Origin of the sequence: Acinetobacter sp. V91_7 (assembly GCF_031799075.1) — a bacterium.
Taxonomy (GTDB): Bacteria; Pseudomonadota; Gammaproteobacteria; order Pseudomonadales; family Moraxellaceae; genus Acinetobacter; species Acinetobacter calcoaceticus.
Map to the genome: position 1 here is coordinate 29,182 of NZ_JAVQNT010000041.1, position 17,319 is coordinate 46,500.

The 17,319-nt window shown below is 30.7% G+C and carries 14 protein-coding genes; 3 read left to right on the forward strand and 11 right to left on the reverse strand.

Annotated features, from left to right (window positions below; genetic code table 11):
* Positions 1-10 precede the first annotated feature (10 nt).
* The 3 genes from RMB03_RS13680 to RMB03_RS13690 all read left to right on the forward strand — a co-directional run bounded on the left by RMB03_RS13680 (position 11) and on the right by RMB03_RS13690 (position 3,986).
* The gene (locus RMB03_RS13680) at positions 11-1,261 is read left to right on the forward strand and encodes a CBASS cGAMP synthase (protein WP_311076620.1); all 1,251 of its coding nucleotides are present in this window, start codon (positions 11-13) and stop codon (positions 1,259-1,261) included.
* Positions 1,262-1,326: 65 nt separating this feature from the next.
* Complete coding sequence (locus tag RMB03_RS13685; protein ID WP_311076621.1) at positions 1,327-3,438, forward strand: ThiF family adenylyltransferase; 2,112 nt, start codon at positions 1,327-1,329, stop codon at positions 3,436-3,438.
* Positions 3,435-3,986: a Mov34/MPN/PAD-1 family protein gene (locus RMB03_RS13690; RefSeq protein ID WP_311076622.1), complete on the forward strand. Its 552-nt coding sequence runs from the start codon at positions 3,435-3,437 to the stop codon at positions 3,984-3,986. The genes RMB03_RS13685 and RMB03_RS13690 overlap by 4 nt, the downstream gene beginning before the upstream one ends.
* A gap of 156 nt (positions 3,987-4,142) precedes the next feature.
* Here the strand turns inward: RMB03_RS13690 and RMB03_RS13695 are convergent, their stop codons facing one another.
* The 11 genes from RMB03_RS13695 to RMB03_RS13745 form a co-directional block, all read right to left on the reverse strand.
* Positions 4,143-4,415 (reverse strand): hypothetical protein, encoded by a 273-nt coding sequence (locus tag RMB03_RS13695; RefSeq protein WP_311076623.1) that lies wholly within the window; start codon positions 4,413-4,415, stop codon positions 4,143-4,145.
* Positions 4,416-4,571: 156 nt separating this feature from the next.
* Complete coding sequence (locus RMB03_RS13700; RefSeq protein ID WP_311076624.1) at positions 4,572-6,506, reverse strand: TniQ family protein; 1,935 nt, start codon at positions 6,504-6,506, stop codon at positions 4,572-4,574.
* Positions 6,507-6,521: 15 nt separating this feature from the next.
* Complete coding sequence (locus tag RMB03_RS13705) at positions 6,522-7,469, reverse strand: TniB family NTP-binding protein (RefSeq protein WP_311076625.1); 948 nt, start codon at positions 7,467-7,469, stop codon at positions 6,522-6,524.
* Positions 7,459-9,333, reverse strand: a complete 1,875-nt coding sequence (locus RMB03_RS13710; protein WP_311076626.1) for a transposase family protein — start codon at positions 9,331-9,333, stop codon at positions 7,459-7,461. The genes RMB03_RS13705 and RMB03_RS13710 overlap by 11 nt, the downstream gene beginning before the upstream one ends.
* A complete protein-coding gene (locus RMB03_RS13715; RefSeq protein WP_311076627.1) occupies positions 9,333-10,040 on the reverse strand; it encodes a hypothetical protein in 708 nt (235 codons plus the stop codon). Before RMB03_RS13715 ends, RMB03_RS13710 begins: the two co-directional genes overlap by 1 nt.
* A 181-nt stretch (positions 10,041-10,221) precedes the next feature.
* Positions 10,222-10,413, reverse strand: a complete 192-nt coding sequence (locus tag RMB03_RS13720; protein WP_311076628.1) for a DNA-binding protein — start codon at positions 10,411-10,413, stop codon at positions 10,222-10,224.
* Positions 10,414-10,583: 170 nt separating this feature from the next.
* Entirely contained in the window at positions 10,584-11,822 is a 1,239-nt protein-coding gene (locus tag RMB03_RS13725; protein WP_311076629.1) for an MFS transporter, read from the reverse strand.
* Between the two features lie 130 nt (positions 11,823-11,952).
* The gene (locus RMB03_RS13730; protein WP_311076630.1) at positions 11,953-12,804 is read right to left on the reverse strand and encodes a hypothetical protein; all 852 of its coding nucleotides are present in this window, start codon (positions 12,802-12,804) and stop codon (positions 11,953-11,955) included.
* 17 nt (positions 12,805-12,821) lie between these two features.
* Positions 12,822-13,667 carry a glycosyltransferase family 2 protein gene (locus tag RMB03_RS13735; protein WP_311076631.1) on the reverse strand — a complete coding sequence of 282 codons (846 nt, stop codon included), beginning with the start codon at positions 13,665-13,667 and terminating at the stop codon, positions 12,822-12,824.
* A 26-nt stretch (positions 13,668-13,693) separates the two neighbouring features.
* Positions 13,694-15,337: a class I adenylate-forming enzyme family protein gene (locus tag RMB03_RS13740; RefSeq protein ID WP_311076632.1), complete on the reverse strand. Its 1,644-nt coding sequence runs from the start codon at positions 15,335-15,337 to the stop codon at positions 13,694-13,696.
* Between the two features lie 20 nt (positions 15,338-15,357).
* Positions 15,358-17,280, reverse strand: coding sequence for a radical SAM protein (locus RMB03_RS13745; protein ID WP_311076633.1), 1,923 nt, complete (start codon positions 17,278-17,280; stop codon positions 15,358-15,360).
* Positions 17,281-17,319: the final 39 nt, after the last annotated feature.

Genomic DNA, 17,319 nt, shown 5'->3' on the forward strand with positions numbered 1-17,319 from the left:
AGGACACAAAATGCAAAATACATCTACAGCTAACTTACATTTAGTTTATCAAAATGAAGAAAATGGATATGCAACTAAGTTATTACCTCCTCCAAAACTTGTCGATAAACTTAAAGAGTGCCAAATAAAAGTCCGCAATAAATTAGAGCAAGTATTAGAACAGGAGTACGGTACAAAACCAAAATTCCGAGTACAGGGTTCTTTTGCCTATGGTACTTGTAATATTCCAGCTCAACCACACAAAGGACAAGAGCTTGACTTAGACTATGGTGCTTATCTCCCTGCTAGCGTATTTACCTTAAATGATGAGGGAAAACCTAATTCTTCAGAGGAAGCTAAAAAATATATTCAAGTTGTTTATGATGCTTTAACTGAGCTTGCGCAAGAAAATACAGGGTGGAGTGTTGATCAAAAACCAAGTTGTATAAGAATAAGTGGGGTAGCACCGCTTGCTCATATGGATGTACCGTTATATGCAGTTCCGAATGATATGTTTAAGGACATCCAAAACCAACATCAACTTGTTTTAGACTCAGCGCAAAAATCAGATAAGTCACTCCAGGAACGTTTTGAAAGTACTAGTTATTCAATGGAATCTTATGATTTTGCATTGAATAATGAAATTTTTGAAAATGAATCTTTAATTGATCTTGAATCAATTGAAATGATTCATATGGCTAAAGAAGATGGAAGCTGGTTTCCTTCGGATTGTGAAAAAGTACGTAATTGGTTTAAAAAACAGTGTCAAAAACACCCAAATGCAGGCAGACAGCTACGCTATATCGCCCGCTATTTAAAAGGTTGGAGAGATCAACAGTGGGAAGAAAAAGGACCAACATCCATTGTTTTGATGATTGCTGCGGTTAAAAGTTATACTTATGTCCAAGGGCGTGATGATCAGGCATTATCTATAGTAACTTCGAACCTTGATACAATCTTGGCGAATGATATCTATGTAGAAGATATGGAAGACCATGAAACAGAAGATTTTAATAGAGCAAATGCTTCTCAAAGACTTGAAAATGCACAAGCTGCAAGACAACTTCATAAGAATATTATGCAAGCACTTCAACAAGGTGTAATGAGTCCGTCTACTTCACTAGCGTATTTAACTGCGAGTTTTGGTAATCGTATTCCTACTGATACATCACTAGTGAGAAATGATCATCAGAATCCTGAAGATAGTATTCCTAATATTCTTCAGACTCCTTCCATCCGTCGCGATAGTTCAGTGAAACTAAAGTCTCAGTCTAGTGGTTAATTATAATAGAACCTTATCTGCTATGTGTTAAATGATATGTAGCAGATAATTTTACTGGAGTAGTCGTGTTACCAACTCAATTAAAACAAAGAACTAAGCTTATAGAGCTAATTAGTACTTACCTAACTTCTAAGGGTTTTTGTCACTCCCTATTTCCCGCTCCGGCCTCTGCACTCCATTTATCTACTATCTCACTCGATACATTTAAACCGATATTCATAGATACATGGCATGGTGAATTAAATATACCTCTACCGAATGATAAAATTAGTAAGGTCGAGCTAATCATCCAAATTATTGATTGGAACTTTATTTCTCTTCCTGAAGTATATATAAAGGGTCCACTTTGTAGTGAACTCCAACAATTAATTGGATTAGCTCATTTTCTACCTATGCCTTTTTACAACCCTCTAGCCACTGAGGATGAAAACTCACAATACTACCTAAAATGCTGTTACAGCCTGCATAATGAGATTTCTCTACCAAGAACCAATCCTATAGCTATATTTGAATGGCTTTTAGAACAATGTTTAAAATTATTTAATGAGTCACTAGTAGAAGTAAATTCTCGTGATGAGGATATTAGAAGAGACTTGAATATCATGTGGGAGCAATTAAGTGATATCCTGCATTTCAGTGAAATAGACTTTAATTATGCTAGAAGAGCTGAGTTAGATAATCTATTTATAAAAATTAATAATAACTTTAAGAAGAGCGAAGCCAATCAACCAACTGAAGATCTAACAGAACAAGAAAACAATTTACTACAGCACTTCAATATTTATGTGCTAAGTGCATATTCGTATGTCCACTTAATAGAAAGTTCAACTATTAAATATGAATCTTTTACAAGTTTAGTTCCATGGAAAATTAAAGAAAAAAATACTTATCAAAAAATCAAGACCCATTTTCTAGTTTTGAACTCCCCGTCTAATGATGAGCCATTACCGAGTTTATCAATTTTTTCTAAAAGAATTTTTGATTATCAAGCTGAAGTACATGTAAGTAAAAACCATATTGTTAGCCAAGATATGCCCATACTAAGACTAATAGACTTAATATTTTGGTTACGTATGTGGCAAAGATCATCTTTAAAACTGTGGAAAGATTTGTTTTATGAATTATTCAGGCGATCAGATATAGAGGTTAAAACAGAATTTTATTGCTGTCTTATCATAGATGGTATTCCTCTTTCTTTTTGTATAGCACTCCCTAAGCCATTAAAAGAGTACTCAAGCTATAAATCTATATCTCAAGAAATTAACTTATTAGGAGTAACCAGTGACTTAGACAAAATCAAATCTTCAAGTTTATTAGCACAGATTGGTTTAGTACCTACAAGTACAATTAATACTACTGCGGAATTTATTTTTAATAGGAATATAAAAGCAATGGAACAAGAAAATTTATCTTGTCGAACTATTATTGTAGTAGGAAATGGTGCTATTGGTGGATATTTGGCACATAACTTAGCTAGGCTCGGTGCAGGTTCCGAGTCAGGCGAATTAATACTCATCGATCCTGATAATTTATCTGAAGATAATATTGGCCGACATTTCTTAGGTAAAAATTACATAGGTCGTCCTAAAGTAGAAGCACTGAAAGATCAACTTTACAATGATCTTCCGCAACTTAATATTAAAACTTTCAAAAACTCCATTGAGCAGTTCATAGGCACAAAAGTAAATGGTTTTGATTTAACTGATGCTGATATTATTTTTGATGCTACAGCTAAACCAAGCATAGGTGAGCTTTTATCTGAATGGAGGTTAAATTTAGACTATCCTCAACCATGTTTAATACATTTGTGGATCAGGGATAATGGTGAATGTGTACAAGGTTTATTGAATGAGCCAAATAGAAAAGACTCAGCCTCTAATTTTGCGTGTCGAAGTTGCTTACAAAATGCGGGCAGTGTTTTCCTCGAGCAATATGATGCTTTAAAAAATAATACACCTACTCATGCATATGCAGCATGTAGTGATTTCACTCCTTATTCTGTTTCTGCAAGCATGTCAGCAGCAGCACTAGGAACTGATATTGTTCTTGATTATGTTAATGGCATTTTATCGCCAAGATATAGAACAAGATATTCTGAACGATGGCAAGGGAGTAAAATAATATCCAATGATGCTCCAAAAGCATCGGATTGCCCATGTTGTAGTACACTACAATGAGTGATCTTATTATTTGGAAAACTATTATTGATCATACGATTAGAGATGAGATATTTATTATCATAGATAAAATTGCTTTTGATCAAATTAACTGCTTTAGACAAAAAGAAGTCTCTCAACTAGAAGCTTGTGGTGTGATTATTGGCGAACGAAAGGATAAACATTTTTTTATTAGAAAATTCACTCCTCCTATGCCAACTGATAATCGAACTAGATATTCTTGCAAAAGGAATAATGACGGTCATCAAGAACTAGTTGACCAATTACATTTAGAGAGCAGAGGTAGCCTTCAATATTTAGGCGAGTGGCATTCGCATCCCCAAATAACAGCAAGACCCTCTACAAAAGATAAAAATGAGTGGCCGCAAACATATAATTACTTATCTAGAGAAGAAAATATTAAGGAGATGATCTGCTTAATATTGGGAACTGACAGTGACTGGCTAGGAATTTATCATCAAGATATCCTTTATTCAGCTTCTATAGTGAACAACATACACATGGTAGAATATCAAGAAAATCAGTCAGAATATCTCAAAAATAGATAATTGATAAGTGCCTTGAATTAATTAAAAAGTACTTATGAGGAGAAGCTAACCTCGCAGTTTAATAGCTTCCAAGTATGATAATAACAGGTGCTCAAATAATCATAAGACTACCTTGTTTAAACTAGTAATAATATGCAAATATTAATGGAAAAGTGTTTATTGTATTGATTTATAAGTATTTACCAACTGAACATTCCGTTTTTTAATTTTAAAAGTTCCGCGATTAGTAATTCTTTTGCAAAGACTAGGATTTCGACCAGCTAATTTTTTAATGAAAACTGGTTGACCATGTGGAGTCTTACTCCAAAGAATATCATTCTCTACGTAAAGTACTTTTCCACTACTGGCGGCTTTAATAAAGCTTTCTCGCAATATATAAGCAGCTGCTTTAGCGATATCACGCTCAGATGTTAGCTTTCTAGTTAGCATATCTAAAACTCTCAGAAGTGATCATTTTCAATAAAAAATTTAAGAAGGCTTACTTAAAGCTGGAACGACTGGTAGAGTATAAACAGGAATGGGTGGTAGAGTTATATAAGAATATGCACTACTCTAAATAAAAATTTCAGATGATCTGGTAATGTTTTAAGTCTTTACGAGATCATCTAGATAGTTGTCTTTTAGAGCAAAGATATCTTCCTTTTTAAAAAGCCTAATTTTAGGACCTTTGCCGAGATAAACAGGGGTAATGATCTCTTGAGATGCTAAATTTGTGACATGCGAGTTTTGCATACCAAGAAATTTGCTCGCTTCTACACCAGTAAAATAGTTTTCTTTAATTTTTAGAACCTCTTCTACTTGTTGTTTTGACACGAGTCGCCACAAACAAAGATCAATTACTTCAATGAAACCCGTTATAACCCAATATTTAAAAAACCAGTTTTTAGAGACTTGTAAAACTTCTCTAGCATCATCAATAGTTAAGTGATCATCGCTATTTCTAAGTCTAAAAATATTATTTACTTTGTTTCGATTAAAGAAGCATTTATGTTCTTTATAATCCCATTTTTCAATTAATCCACATTTTACTAATTTGTTAAACTGCATTTTATTGATTTTAAGTCTGTCGCAAATATATTGGATTTCAAGTTGTAATTGGAATTTTATAAAACTTTTATTCGTTGTTCTTCTTTCATAATTAGTAATATCTAAAATTTGGTCTTTAGTAATGTTTTCTAAATCTTTTCTTAAATAGATATTTATCGGGATCCCATTTATCTCTGGACCATGCGCGGGGAGAATGTTAAGAAATTTTAACCGCTTATAAATAATAGCTGGATTGATACCTAGTGATTCTGCAAAGCAACTAGCTAACATATAGTTCTTATCAAATTTCAAGAAATCCTTAAGTTTTATAGCTTTGATTGTTTTTGAACCAATTTTTAGTGATTCAACTTGAAAGATATTTGAGTGATAAAATAGTTTATTAGCCAGATCATAGTTGATAGCTAAAATTATAGTTAGTTGTTTTATATCACAATATTTATCAAGATCAATTTCAATGGGATTTATCTTTTTTTTCTTACCCATGAGGATATCTTCAATAATCTTCGATGATATTTTTGATGAGGAATTCAAATCTGGTAGATAATTTCTATGTAAAGTAGATGCAGATAAATTTAAGGCAATACAAGCTAATCGGCGAGAGAAGAAATATTCAGAAGTATCTGTAATAAAATTAATTTTAGATAATTCTGAAAGTATATTGTAGAGACTTTCGGAATTTTTCTTTTCAAATGCAATGAAATAAATTAAAAGTAAGCGGGGGTGGGTAATATTAATATTGTCTTGAGCTATCTTTAAAATTGAATTCTGGTATTCAATTTTATTATTAAAATAATAATATGCTATAACAATATCGGGAAGATAAATTTGAATATTCGAATATAAAATTCTGGTTGAGTTGATTAAGTTGAATAATTTATTGATTTTATTTAAATTAATTAATGAATTCGCTTCTAAACAACTTATAATCCATTGATTCGCTTTTAGTTCAGCAGAATTAATTAATTCATTGCTTTTCTGTTCTCTGAAATCATATTCACAGTGATAACACAAATGTATAGCACGTCTATTAGCTGTCATGAGTGTGCCGCAGTTTGGACATTCTGATATGAGTTTTGTCTTATGCTCTATGCATACTGTTAAGTGCTTAAATAACCAAATTTTTCTAAGATAATGTTTCTCAGCTATACAGCTAGGGCAGAGCTTTGTTGCATCTACACTAAGAAAATTCTCTGGAAATAGTTGATTATCAAGTTCTTTTAAATGTCTTTTTGTTGGGCCGACACTTAGTGGGGCAAGTTTCTCATATTCGGGGTCTAATTCAAGATGGTGAAGTAGAACTCGGAACTTTTCTCGATTTGCAAAAAAAGCATTTAAACTTTTAGTATGTACTTTTAAGTTATAAGCATAGATAAAGCTCGTAGAACTTCTATAACCATTTTTTTCTGTGGCGCGTAAAATTAAACTTGCTGCTGATTCATCTTCATGCGGTATGGGTATATAAATTAAAGACATTTCAAAACTTTCACGTTAATTCATAAAATTGTTTAGTTCATTTGCTTGCATTTCAAATGGGTTTCGCTCAGATAATCGTACATAAGCAGTAATATCTGTTTCCCATGCCAACGAAAAATGTTGGATCTTCAATGTGTGATTGTCTTCTTCCAACGCAAATCTTATAGCTTCTTTTACTAAACTCATCACATAATCATGATATCCAGCCGTTGCTATATATATTCTTAAAACCATAGAATCATCTGATAATTTCAAAGAGCTAAGTCCTAGTTTTTTATCGATAAATCTATCAACTTCTGCTAAAAAAGGTTTTATATGAACTTTTTTTGAATTGATTTTTATTGATAGTGGATGAAGAATATATTTATTTTTAAATCGGCGGCTTTGCTGACTGTCTCTCTCAAAAATTTCAACATACTCAGGTAGTGAAACTAAACAAATACATATCTTATTTTCGTCACTTAGTGTCTTGATCCAGTTCGCGATGTTTTCATTTGACTTACTAAATTTCATTTTTGAACTTTGAGTCGAATATATATGATGAAATTCATCAAATATTATTAGTTCAGTACAGCTCTCACTTAATTTTGTCTTTAGTCGGAAAGCTCGGTCACTCCGTGTACCACTGCTTGGATTGATATCATTGAGCTTATTTAACATTAATGTTGTAAGTGAATCGATCGTACTTCCAGATGGGATTTGTATATAAAATGCAGGATTTTTGCGTATAGAATGATCGCTATATTCGACTAAATTAGAGGTAAAACTCTGTAGAACTTTTTTGCAAATTGTAGTCTTACCAAGCCCACCCTCAGCAATTAACATGCAACTTGTTGCTTTGTTCGGTGAAGCAATTGTTCTTTGCCAACAGTCAATAATTCCTGACACGGCATTCCTGTATTGGTTATGCTGAATTATACAATTATCCAGTCTTGCTAACTTTTCATATAAATCAGACTTCATGATCAAGCTCCAATTCTTCATATCCGAATCTTTCAAAATCCCCAAAACTTATAACTTCACTATTTTTTAACGAACTTTCTTTAATATTTATTTTTTCTTCTTGATTAAATTGAATATTCGATTCTTTTATAAGTTTAGCTAGATTCCTTTTCTTTTTACTTGATTTGTTTAGTTCTATATCGCTTTGAATAAGTTGTCTTAATTTAATTCGTGCATATATATTGTTCTTCTCTGGATATTCTTCTAAGTCATTAAGCTTTAATTTGTTTTTTATTTCACGTACAGCTTTATGTTCACTAAGAGATAAGCAGTCAGTATATTCTTTTTGAGTTGATTCTGCTTTTATACAAATATCATTGTTTATAAGAACATAAACGTAGCTTAAGTCCGATTCATCTACTAGAATCGGAGCCTGTTTAACACCTTTTAATTCATGTGTTTTTAGAGCATGTGAATAATAATAGATATATTCGAATAAAACTCTTCCATTGTTAATATCTCTTAAATGTAGAGTGCGGCATAATATATCTGCTTCATCGTGAGTTATGCCTTTGGGAGTATATTTTTTTACTTCTTGGTTCCATAGAGCTTGTGGAACTCTATTAATACCTCGGTGAAGTTCTTTATGATATATATTGATCCAATTGGGTATATAATTTTTTAGTTGTTCTAATGTTACGCTTGCATATTTTTTTGAGTCGTATTCTTCCCGTTCAATTGGATCGGATAAAGTTGTGCCAGAAATTTTTTTAATCAAACTATTTGTCATGTTTTTAAAAAAAATTTCAACGAACGGTTTATTATTTCCAGTCCTAAATTGCGCGGGTAGAATAGTAATGTTGAGTGATGAACATAATCTAAAAAAAGAATTATTAATATTTTCTGAACCGTTATCTGGGATTATTGCAGCAGGAATTCCGCCCATTTCATGCTTCGTCGGACGAGTAATCATATCTTTTAATGTTTGAAGAGAGCTGAAAGAAGAAGGTGGTAAATATGAAATATAGAAGCCAACAATTACTCTTGAGAATCTATCTATAGCAAGTGTTATCCACGCTCTACCCATAACTTCCAAAAACTCATCATCTAAAATAATTATGTCAAGTTTATGAGAGTCGATCTCTACTACATGTAATAATCCGTCACTTATTTGACTCATAGCAGATGCACGAACATATAGTTGTGCATACCGATTTCCATTTTTTTTCAATTTTTGTAAAAAAGGGTCGCTAAATTTTTTCATATATCTTTGAATTGATCGAATTGAATAATGATCATTTTCATAGTGAATTATATTTTTTTCATCTAGTTGTTCATAAATATGACTTTCTAAATCTTTTGCAGTTTTAATTAATGCTGCATTATTTTCATTTTTTAATACATGATTCAAAGCTTCAATAATATAAAATGGTTTCCGTTTTGTTGAATTACCTTTTCTATTGTCAATTAAACATTTTATATCATACGAATCTGATCTATAGATTCTAATCCATTTTGATAAAGTTCGAGTAGAAGGAGGATTGGAATCATTAATTTTTTTTGAGATTATTTTTATTGATCTTTCTAAGTTTTTCTCCGATTGACATCTTATTCCTTTTTTCAAAGATTCATGGACATATGAAAGCCTTCTTTTTATTGTATTAATATCTTTCGGATTTGTAAGGATGGAGTTGTTTTCATAAATTATTTTAATGTCTCCTTTGTTATAAAGTGAATTGATTTTATCTATCGACCAATAGCTGTTTACACCTCCATGGGCTGTTGTAACTCGAAATTTATCTATTAAAAGAAAAGTAACTTCATACTCTCTATTTTTATAGATAAAACGCATGCCAATTGTTGGAGATATGAATAAATTATCCATCAGAATTTCTCCAAAATATTTATTTCTTTAACGTTATTTTTGCCAAGATGTTTATAAAAAAGGAGATAGTTTAAGTCTTCATATGAGTAATCATAATTTTTAAAATATGAATATAGATACTCTAAAAATATACGCTTAGGAAAAGGGATTTCTTTTGCTAACTCAATTCTTTCATCTGATAGTTGATGTGTTCTTATTGATTGATACATTGCTAGCAATCGTTGCCGTTGTCTTTGCGTCGGTATATGTCTATGATCAAAAAGCTTATATTCAATATCCAATCTTTTAAGATATTTTTTAATTTGATTAAACTTTTCTATCTGTTCATCTGACAGAGATTCAAGACATTCTTTGATTTCATGTAGTTCATATTGCTTAAGATTATTTAATATTAAAAAATCTGGGAATGCATGACTATTATTTCCCAGTTCAATTTTTATTGCTTGGGTGCGGTATGCATAGATAGATGAAAGTCTCTCAAGCTCGATTGCATGTCCAAGTTCAAGCTGACTTTCTAGTGATATCGCACCATTATTTTTTAAACTTGGAAGAATTGCTGTCCGTTTGCCAAAACTACCATGGTAAATATTTCTGATACCAACTAGTTGGTTGGAAAGTGAAGGAGGTGAGAGAAAAGCACATTTAATTTGTTCAAACAGATTTTTCTCAATGTGGATTTTTTTTCGAACATTCGGTTTAAATCCCATATTTAATATCTCCTAATACATCTTTTTGATAGATGTGTTAAATACGCTCTATAAATTAAAGCGAAGACTTGACTATTTAGCCGCATCTAGAGATACTAAAAATCCTACTTAGCAGTATCTATTTAGATGCAGGCTAGGCAAAACGGACTTTTATAGTCCGTTTTGTTTTTTATAACTGTTATTACTCATTAGTTTCCCCTTCTTTTAATCCGAGTTTTACTGCGATGTCATGGCTTTGACCGCGCCTTGGTATACGATTAGAGAGTAAGACTTGATATACGAGATGTTCAGAAAAATTATTTTCTCTTGACCACTCAGCAATACTCTTACCTCTTGATTCAAATTCTTTCCGTATTTGATTTGCTGTTTTCATCTCTTACAGTTCTATAAAGTTATAGAGATAATTTAAAGTTAGTTTAAAAATACACCAATGTCAACTAAGTGGTTGAAATTATTAATGTTAATTTAATGTTTTTATTGCTGATAATGAAATGTTAAATTAATATTTTATTTACTATAAAATATTGTATATGGATTCTAATATCAAAATTTATTTTTAGATCTGATACTAAATAACGATAGAAAACTTAAAAATTGAAGTAAAATAATAAAAATAAAGAAGATAGCCCAGTTATAATGATTAATCAAAAAAGATGATAGTGGAACAGTACAAAGTAAAAAAAGCATAGGTAGCGAAGTTAAAATAGAATATTTAAATGATGATCTTGCTCCTTTAACAGTAGTCATAATGAAATTTGAAAAAGAGTATGTTATTAAACTTGTTGAAAATATATTTAATAAAAATAAAATAATTAAGGTGTGAAAATTGTAATATTTAAAATGATATATGTAAATACAAAGAAATAGTGTTAGAGTTTTAAATAATGACGATGCTATTAATATGGTAATATTGGAATATTTTTCATTGAGTTTAGACCAGATATATCCGCAAGATAAAATTGCGATAAGGGATGTGATACTATTGATAGTACCAAAGGCATCAAGTTTAATCCCAAATTTTTGGATAATAAAAATAGTGATAAGAGAAGTGAAAGTTAGGTCAAAGAGTTTGTATAATATTGAAAATGAATATAAATTTTTTAATTCATAAAGTGTTGAAAATGAGTCTTTAAGATTTGTAAAACTAGTTTTTAAAATAAAATATAAAGAGAAAAGTGGAAATAGTATAAAAAAATATTGGTAATTAATTTTTACAAGGGATAAAATATTACTTATTTTAAATTTCATGAAGCCCAAAAAGAAAATAAAAAACATTATTCCAGATAAAATGAATAGATACTCCATGTCGCTTTGCAGTAATTTGTTAAATAAATATAAAAGTGCACCTCCTGCAAAGATGAATGCCAATCTCCAACCAAATATATAAAATGTAAGTAAGTTGGGTCGAATTTCATCGGAATAGTTTTTAATTAAGTTAGCATCTGTCAGTATATCAAAACATGATCCTAAGAAAGCTAAATTTAATAGCATTAAATAGAAAAATGGATTGTAAAAGTTGTTGAACAAAAAAAGAAAAAAGAAATTGACAGAAATAATTAAAATAAAAAAACTAATAAGTTTTTCAATAGAGGATTTTTCAATTTTATCAGCGAATCCACTCCACAGAAATTTAAATGAATAGGGCAGTATCACAAGTGCTATTGAAGATAAAAAAGAAATCGAATATCCTAAATCTGTTAATACTGCTTGTAAAGTAATAGCAATAAAACAATATGTGAAGCCGGATAAAAAACCATTGGATAAAATTTTAAATCTGTTCATATGTACGTTTCATGCAAATAAAACCTATTATATATTAGAAGATAAAACACAAGTAAAATTTACTCTGTTTTATTCTACTAATTTAAATTTTAGTAAGTAATTTATGTTTAATTGTTGATGATAATAAAATCTAATCAATAATATCTTTTACATCGTAGTCACTAAATTTTTCCATATAGTTTAAAATTGAGGTATTTATCTCATCATATGATACTTCTTTTTTTAAAATTAAATTAGCTGTAGCTTTATATCCACAAAGATGACAACAGGCTAATATTCCTGATAGACTATATCTCATATTGATTGAATTATCATATTTTATGTTTTGATTCAAAAAAATATCTAAATCAAAAGAGTGTTTTTCCAAAATTCCTATTAATTTATTATAATTGTATTTCATTAAATTTTTAATAACTAATGTTTGTTTATTTGGATTAAATAAATCTTCTTTACTATTTATTCCAAATTTTCCAGTGAAATTACCCATCCAAGTATTTACATTGGTTGCGATAACTAAAGGGGTGTTATTTTTATCAAAAATTATTTTCTTTTCAATATTATCACTCCAAGTGTGGTCTTCGAGCTTTACATATATAACATTTAATTGATAAGTTCTATTGTTATGAAATATTTCTTCTTTCTTAGGTGTATAGATACCACAATCAAATAAAGCTTGTTCTCCAAGCTGATATCCAATAAAACCCCAAGGATTTATAGATCTATATTTCATTAAATTTAAACTAGATATATTTAATGGGTCAAAATACTCTAATACACCTAAAGTTTTAAAATATTCATTAACAGAAATTTTTTTTCTTTCAGGCTTACCAGTGATAGTATTTCGAGTTACTATTCCTGTACTTTTTACATCGAAATAATCAATAGTTTTATTATCCCAGTTTGCAAGATACCAATCAAAGTATAATTCATTTATACCAGATTCATAAGTTAGTAATGAATTTAAAAAATTAACAGAAGACAATTTTTTATCCTTTTATTTTAATATGTGACAGTTCCTGAAGCTATAAAATGCTTTGGTATGTTTTTTTCTGAGCCTCTTTGCATGCTGCGATTTTTTAATAGTGAAATATAATTTTCCATTTCTAGTTTTAAATCTTGATTTGACTCAAAGAAGTCAAAATACTTATTCATAATTACTATAGTTTCACTTATTCGAAGATCATCATTTTTAGAAGAGGTTTGCCGTGTTGAAATATGATGGTTAATTAAAATGTTTATATCTGTATTTATACGACACTTAAATCCCGCATTCATCAATCTGACAAAAAATTCAGTATCTTCTGTAACTTTAAAGTTAGTATCAAATTTACCAATTTTATCAAAGCAGTTCTTTTTCAATGCTATACCATAGCCAGTTCCTATAGACAGTAAATCTATATAATTCGCATAATCTGTGCAATGAAAGATCCGATTCTTAGTTAGAGTAGGAGATAATTGAGAATCTTTATATATATTTATTTTAGCATTACTCCATGTCATTACTACATCTTCTGGAGAATTCTTTAGGGTATCAAGAGTATTCTTTAGAAAGTCTGGGAAGTATTCATCATCATCATCTAAAAAACAGATTATAGGAGAGGTTGCTAGTTCTATTCCTATGTTTCTAGTTTCAGCAATTCCTTTATTTATTGAATTTTTAACATACTTATAATTTAAGTTTGTTGCTTTCAACATATCTTCAACGTAATTTTCCTTTGAATTATCATCTACTACAACTAACTCAAAATTCTTATAGCTTTGATTTAGAACACTATCCAAAGCCTTTTTAAAACTAGACTTTCTTTCATAAGTAGTTATGATAACTGAGATATCATTTTCTAACATACTTTATCTCCTAATTTTAGATTCATTTATTCCAGCTCTATAATCATTGGATTTCTGGAGTTAAGTAATTTGTCTTTGTGATTATCAAATAAATAAGTTAGTTTTTTTCTTTGTATTTTTCCTGTACTTGTACGCGGGATAGCAGTTTTTCCTAATAGTATGCAACGCGGACGTTGAAATTCAGTAACTTGATCAAGCATATTTAAAATTTGGGCTTTATCTAATTTATGTCTACCAACATTAATGTATAGTCCAACTTCTTCACCCACATAGTTATTATTAAAACCTATTACAGCCATCTCAAATTTTGGAGATAAATTTAAAAGTTCATTTTCAACTGCAATAGGAGAAATATTTTCACCGTTACGGATAATAATCTCTTTTAATCTTCCGCATATAAAATACATTTTTGAATTAGCGATATAACGCCAATATCCAAGATCACCAGTTTTCAATCCTTTTTTCGTTAGAACTTCTAAAGTTAGGTCATCTCTATTCCAATAGCCAAGCATCAAATTTTTTCCTTGGACTATTAGTTCTCCAACCTCACCTTCATTTAAATTTTCTCCAGTATTTACATCAATAACCTCTACTGAGCAATCAGATGTAGGGCAACCAATTGAGCAAAAATCATTATCATGCATTGCTTCTTCATATTCCTTATCCGTAAGGTGCCAAGGAATTTTAGTTGCAAAATTTGTACATTCTGTAAGGCCCCATCCTTGATGTATTCGCAACCTCGTTTTTGAGAAAAACTCTACTGCCAATTTTTGGGGGAGGGGGGCAGCCGCACTCGTTATATATTTTAATGAGGGAATATTTTCAGCACTAAATCGTTGAGTTAATAAAACTCTTATTAATGATGGGACAAGACTGATAATATGTACTTTATATTCATTAGCTATACTGCCTGTACTTAGTCCCAAAAGCCCATTCGTTAATACTACTTTGCCGCCCCAGTAGATTGTACCTACGAGAGAAAAACAAAATGCATTTGCATGGAAAATGGGAAGTACACACATTGATATTGTTCTATTATTAGCATTATGAATAACTTTCAAACTTTTTGAGTTTGACATTAAATTACCGTGAGATAAGCATGGTAACTTGGGTTCTGATGTGGTTCCTGATGTAGATAATATTATAGCAGGCTGATTTTCATCAAACTCAGTTGGTAAATCTATAATATTTTTTTCATAGATTTTAAGATTATTAATACAGTTTAGTTTTTGGAACTTGATATTAATTTCGTTTAATATATCTGATACTGAGTTTTCAGATACTATTAAGCTACATTGTGTGGATTCAATTATAAATTTTTGCTGTTGTGAACTGACTTTAGGGTCAATTGGTACGAGGATACACCCTTGTCTAATAATGGCGAAGTAGAAAAGAACTACATCTAATGAAGAATTTCCTATTACTGCTATTCGATCTCCATTCTTTAAATTGTGAGTTTCTTTTAGGAAAATCGATAAAGATTCAACACGTTGTCTAAACTCCTTATAGGTTAAAGTATACGGAGTGTGGTTGTTATCAATATAAGTGATTAGATCATTATCTGGAGTAGTAACAGACCAATAATTTAATGCATCTATAACTGATTTAAAATCAGTATGATTATGCTTATTATCTTTAATACTTTGATTTGGTTTGTAATTCTGGCTCATAGTCTTAATTAATTTACCCTTTAAATATTAGAAACACTTATTGCCTTATTATTTTCTACGGAAGTTTTTAAGTTCATATTATTAACTTCATCCACGTATTTACATTCCCCACGGAATGAAATGAAACCAAAATACCACTTATCGAATGGGTATTCAGATAACCCTTTACGATAGAAAATTCTATAATTACTTTTTTTCTTAATTGGCTTAGTATCTTTACCTTGCTGGAAACTTAAAAAGTCGTAGTCAAATGAATATTCGGATTCGTAGCAATCATTAGGTGTAGATAATACGACGTCATTTTTAATACACTTGGGATAAAGTGCAAAGTCGTATTTTAAAGATTGGCTAAGAATATCTGCTTTCTGAGGATCAACTAATGAGTGTATTCTTTCGTCAGCGAATAACTCTATCATATTCAGAAAATCATCACGTCTATCTCTAATGATATTCCAAACTCTTGCTAACATATGACGGTGAGTAGCTAAAGGATTGCGTAAAAAGGGTGTTAGTAATTTGGCTATTGGATCTTGAGAGCTTGGAATCCAATCCACTAATTTTTCTAATAATTGAGATTGTGTAATTCCTGCAACAGCATTAACTGTACGGTTATAGACAACAAACACGTTACCGCCGACCTTAACAATATTATTAGCGATGATAAATTTCATTCCACGAATGAAATCATCTCGAGACATGTCAGCATGTTCAGTACAGTATTCATAAGCTGTGTCAAATTCTGCAGCTTCTGTTTTTATGGAGAATTTATCTCTTTTATCACTATAATGAGTATTTGGTAAAATATAGTGCGGATAAACGGAAATGGCATCAGTGTAATCTACGATCTTGTCATATGATTTCAAAAAAGTATTATAGCTTTCCCCCGGCAGACCAAAAATTAACTCGCCTCTTGGTACAACATTATTCTTTCTACAGAGGTCTGTGAGATCTTTAATATTGTTAATAGCCATATTTTTTCGTTGGGCTAGTTCTAATGTATGATCATCCATAGATTGGGCCGCAACTGTAAAGGTTGAGTGGATGCCTTCTTTATTTAGCTTAGATACTAATGCAACAATTTTTTCATTTGAATGTTTCGCCCAGTTAGTATGCACTACACGTGGGAAGCCGTATGTATTTTTAAGCTCAATGATTTTGTCAACAATTTCAAAATCTCGTTTAAGCATTCCAAAATTTGCGTCACATATATACCAAGATTCAATTTCATGTTGTGCAAACAGCTCCATTTCAGAAAAAACTCTATCTAATGAAAATTTTCTTACTTTAGAGTTGGTTGCAGAACCCCAATAACAGAATGAACATTTATATGGACATCCTCTGTTTGTTTCAATGAGAACTGTATTAATATCATCCTTTGTTAAATCAAGTGTTCCATCTAAATAAGGGGATGGGATCTCATCGATATCTTGAATTCTGTCCCTTCTTGGGCTTTCAAAAATATCTCCTTCACTTGTTCTAAAAGTTATTCCTGCTACACTTCGCAGCACATCATCAGATAGGCCATGATTAGCTAAACCTAACATCAATTCTTTGAATAAGAACTCACCCTCTCCATTGCATATAGCTTTTACATAATCTCTATTCTGTAGTAATTGTTTACCCTGATCAGTTACATGATTACCACCATACATAATGACCGCTTTTGGATACTCTTTGGCTAATCGAGCTGCAAGTAAGTCTACAAAAGGAATTGCCCAACCTTGAACTGAAAACGCAATTAGTTCTGGTGGTTGTTTAATTGAGGTTATGGATTGAAGGATATCTTCAAGTTTTGATGCGGGATGAGGGTAAAGTAGTTGAAAAGAGATTGAATTACTAACATTTAAATCTGATTTAGCCGTAGCAATTAAGTAACCTCCTGCTAAAGGTAAATATCCACTTTGACCTGGTACATCTATAAATACTACTCTTTTTTTATTCATGAAAATATTACTTCCTTTATTATATATTTAGTAATTGAT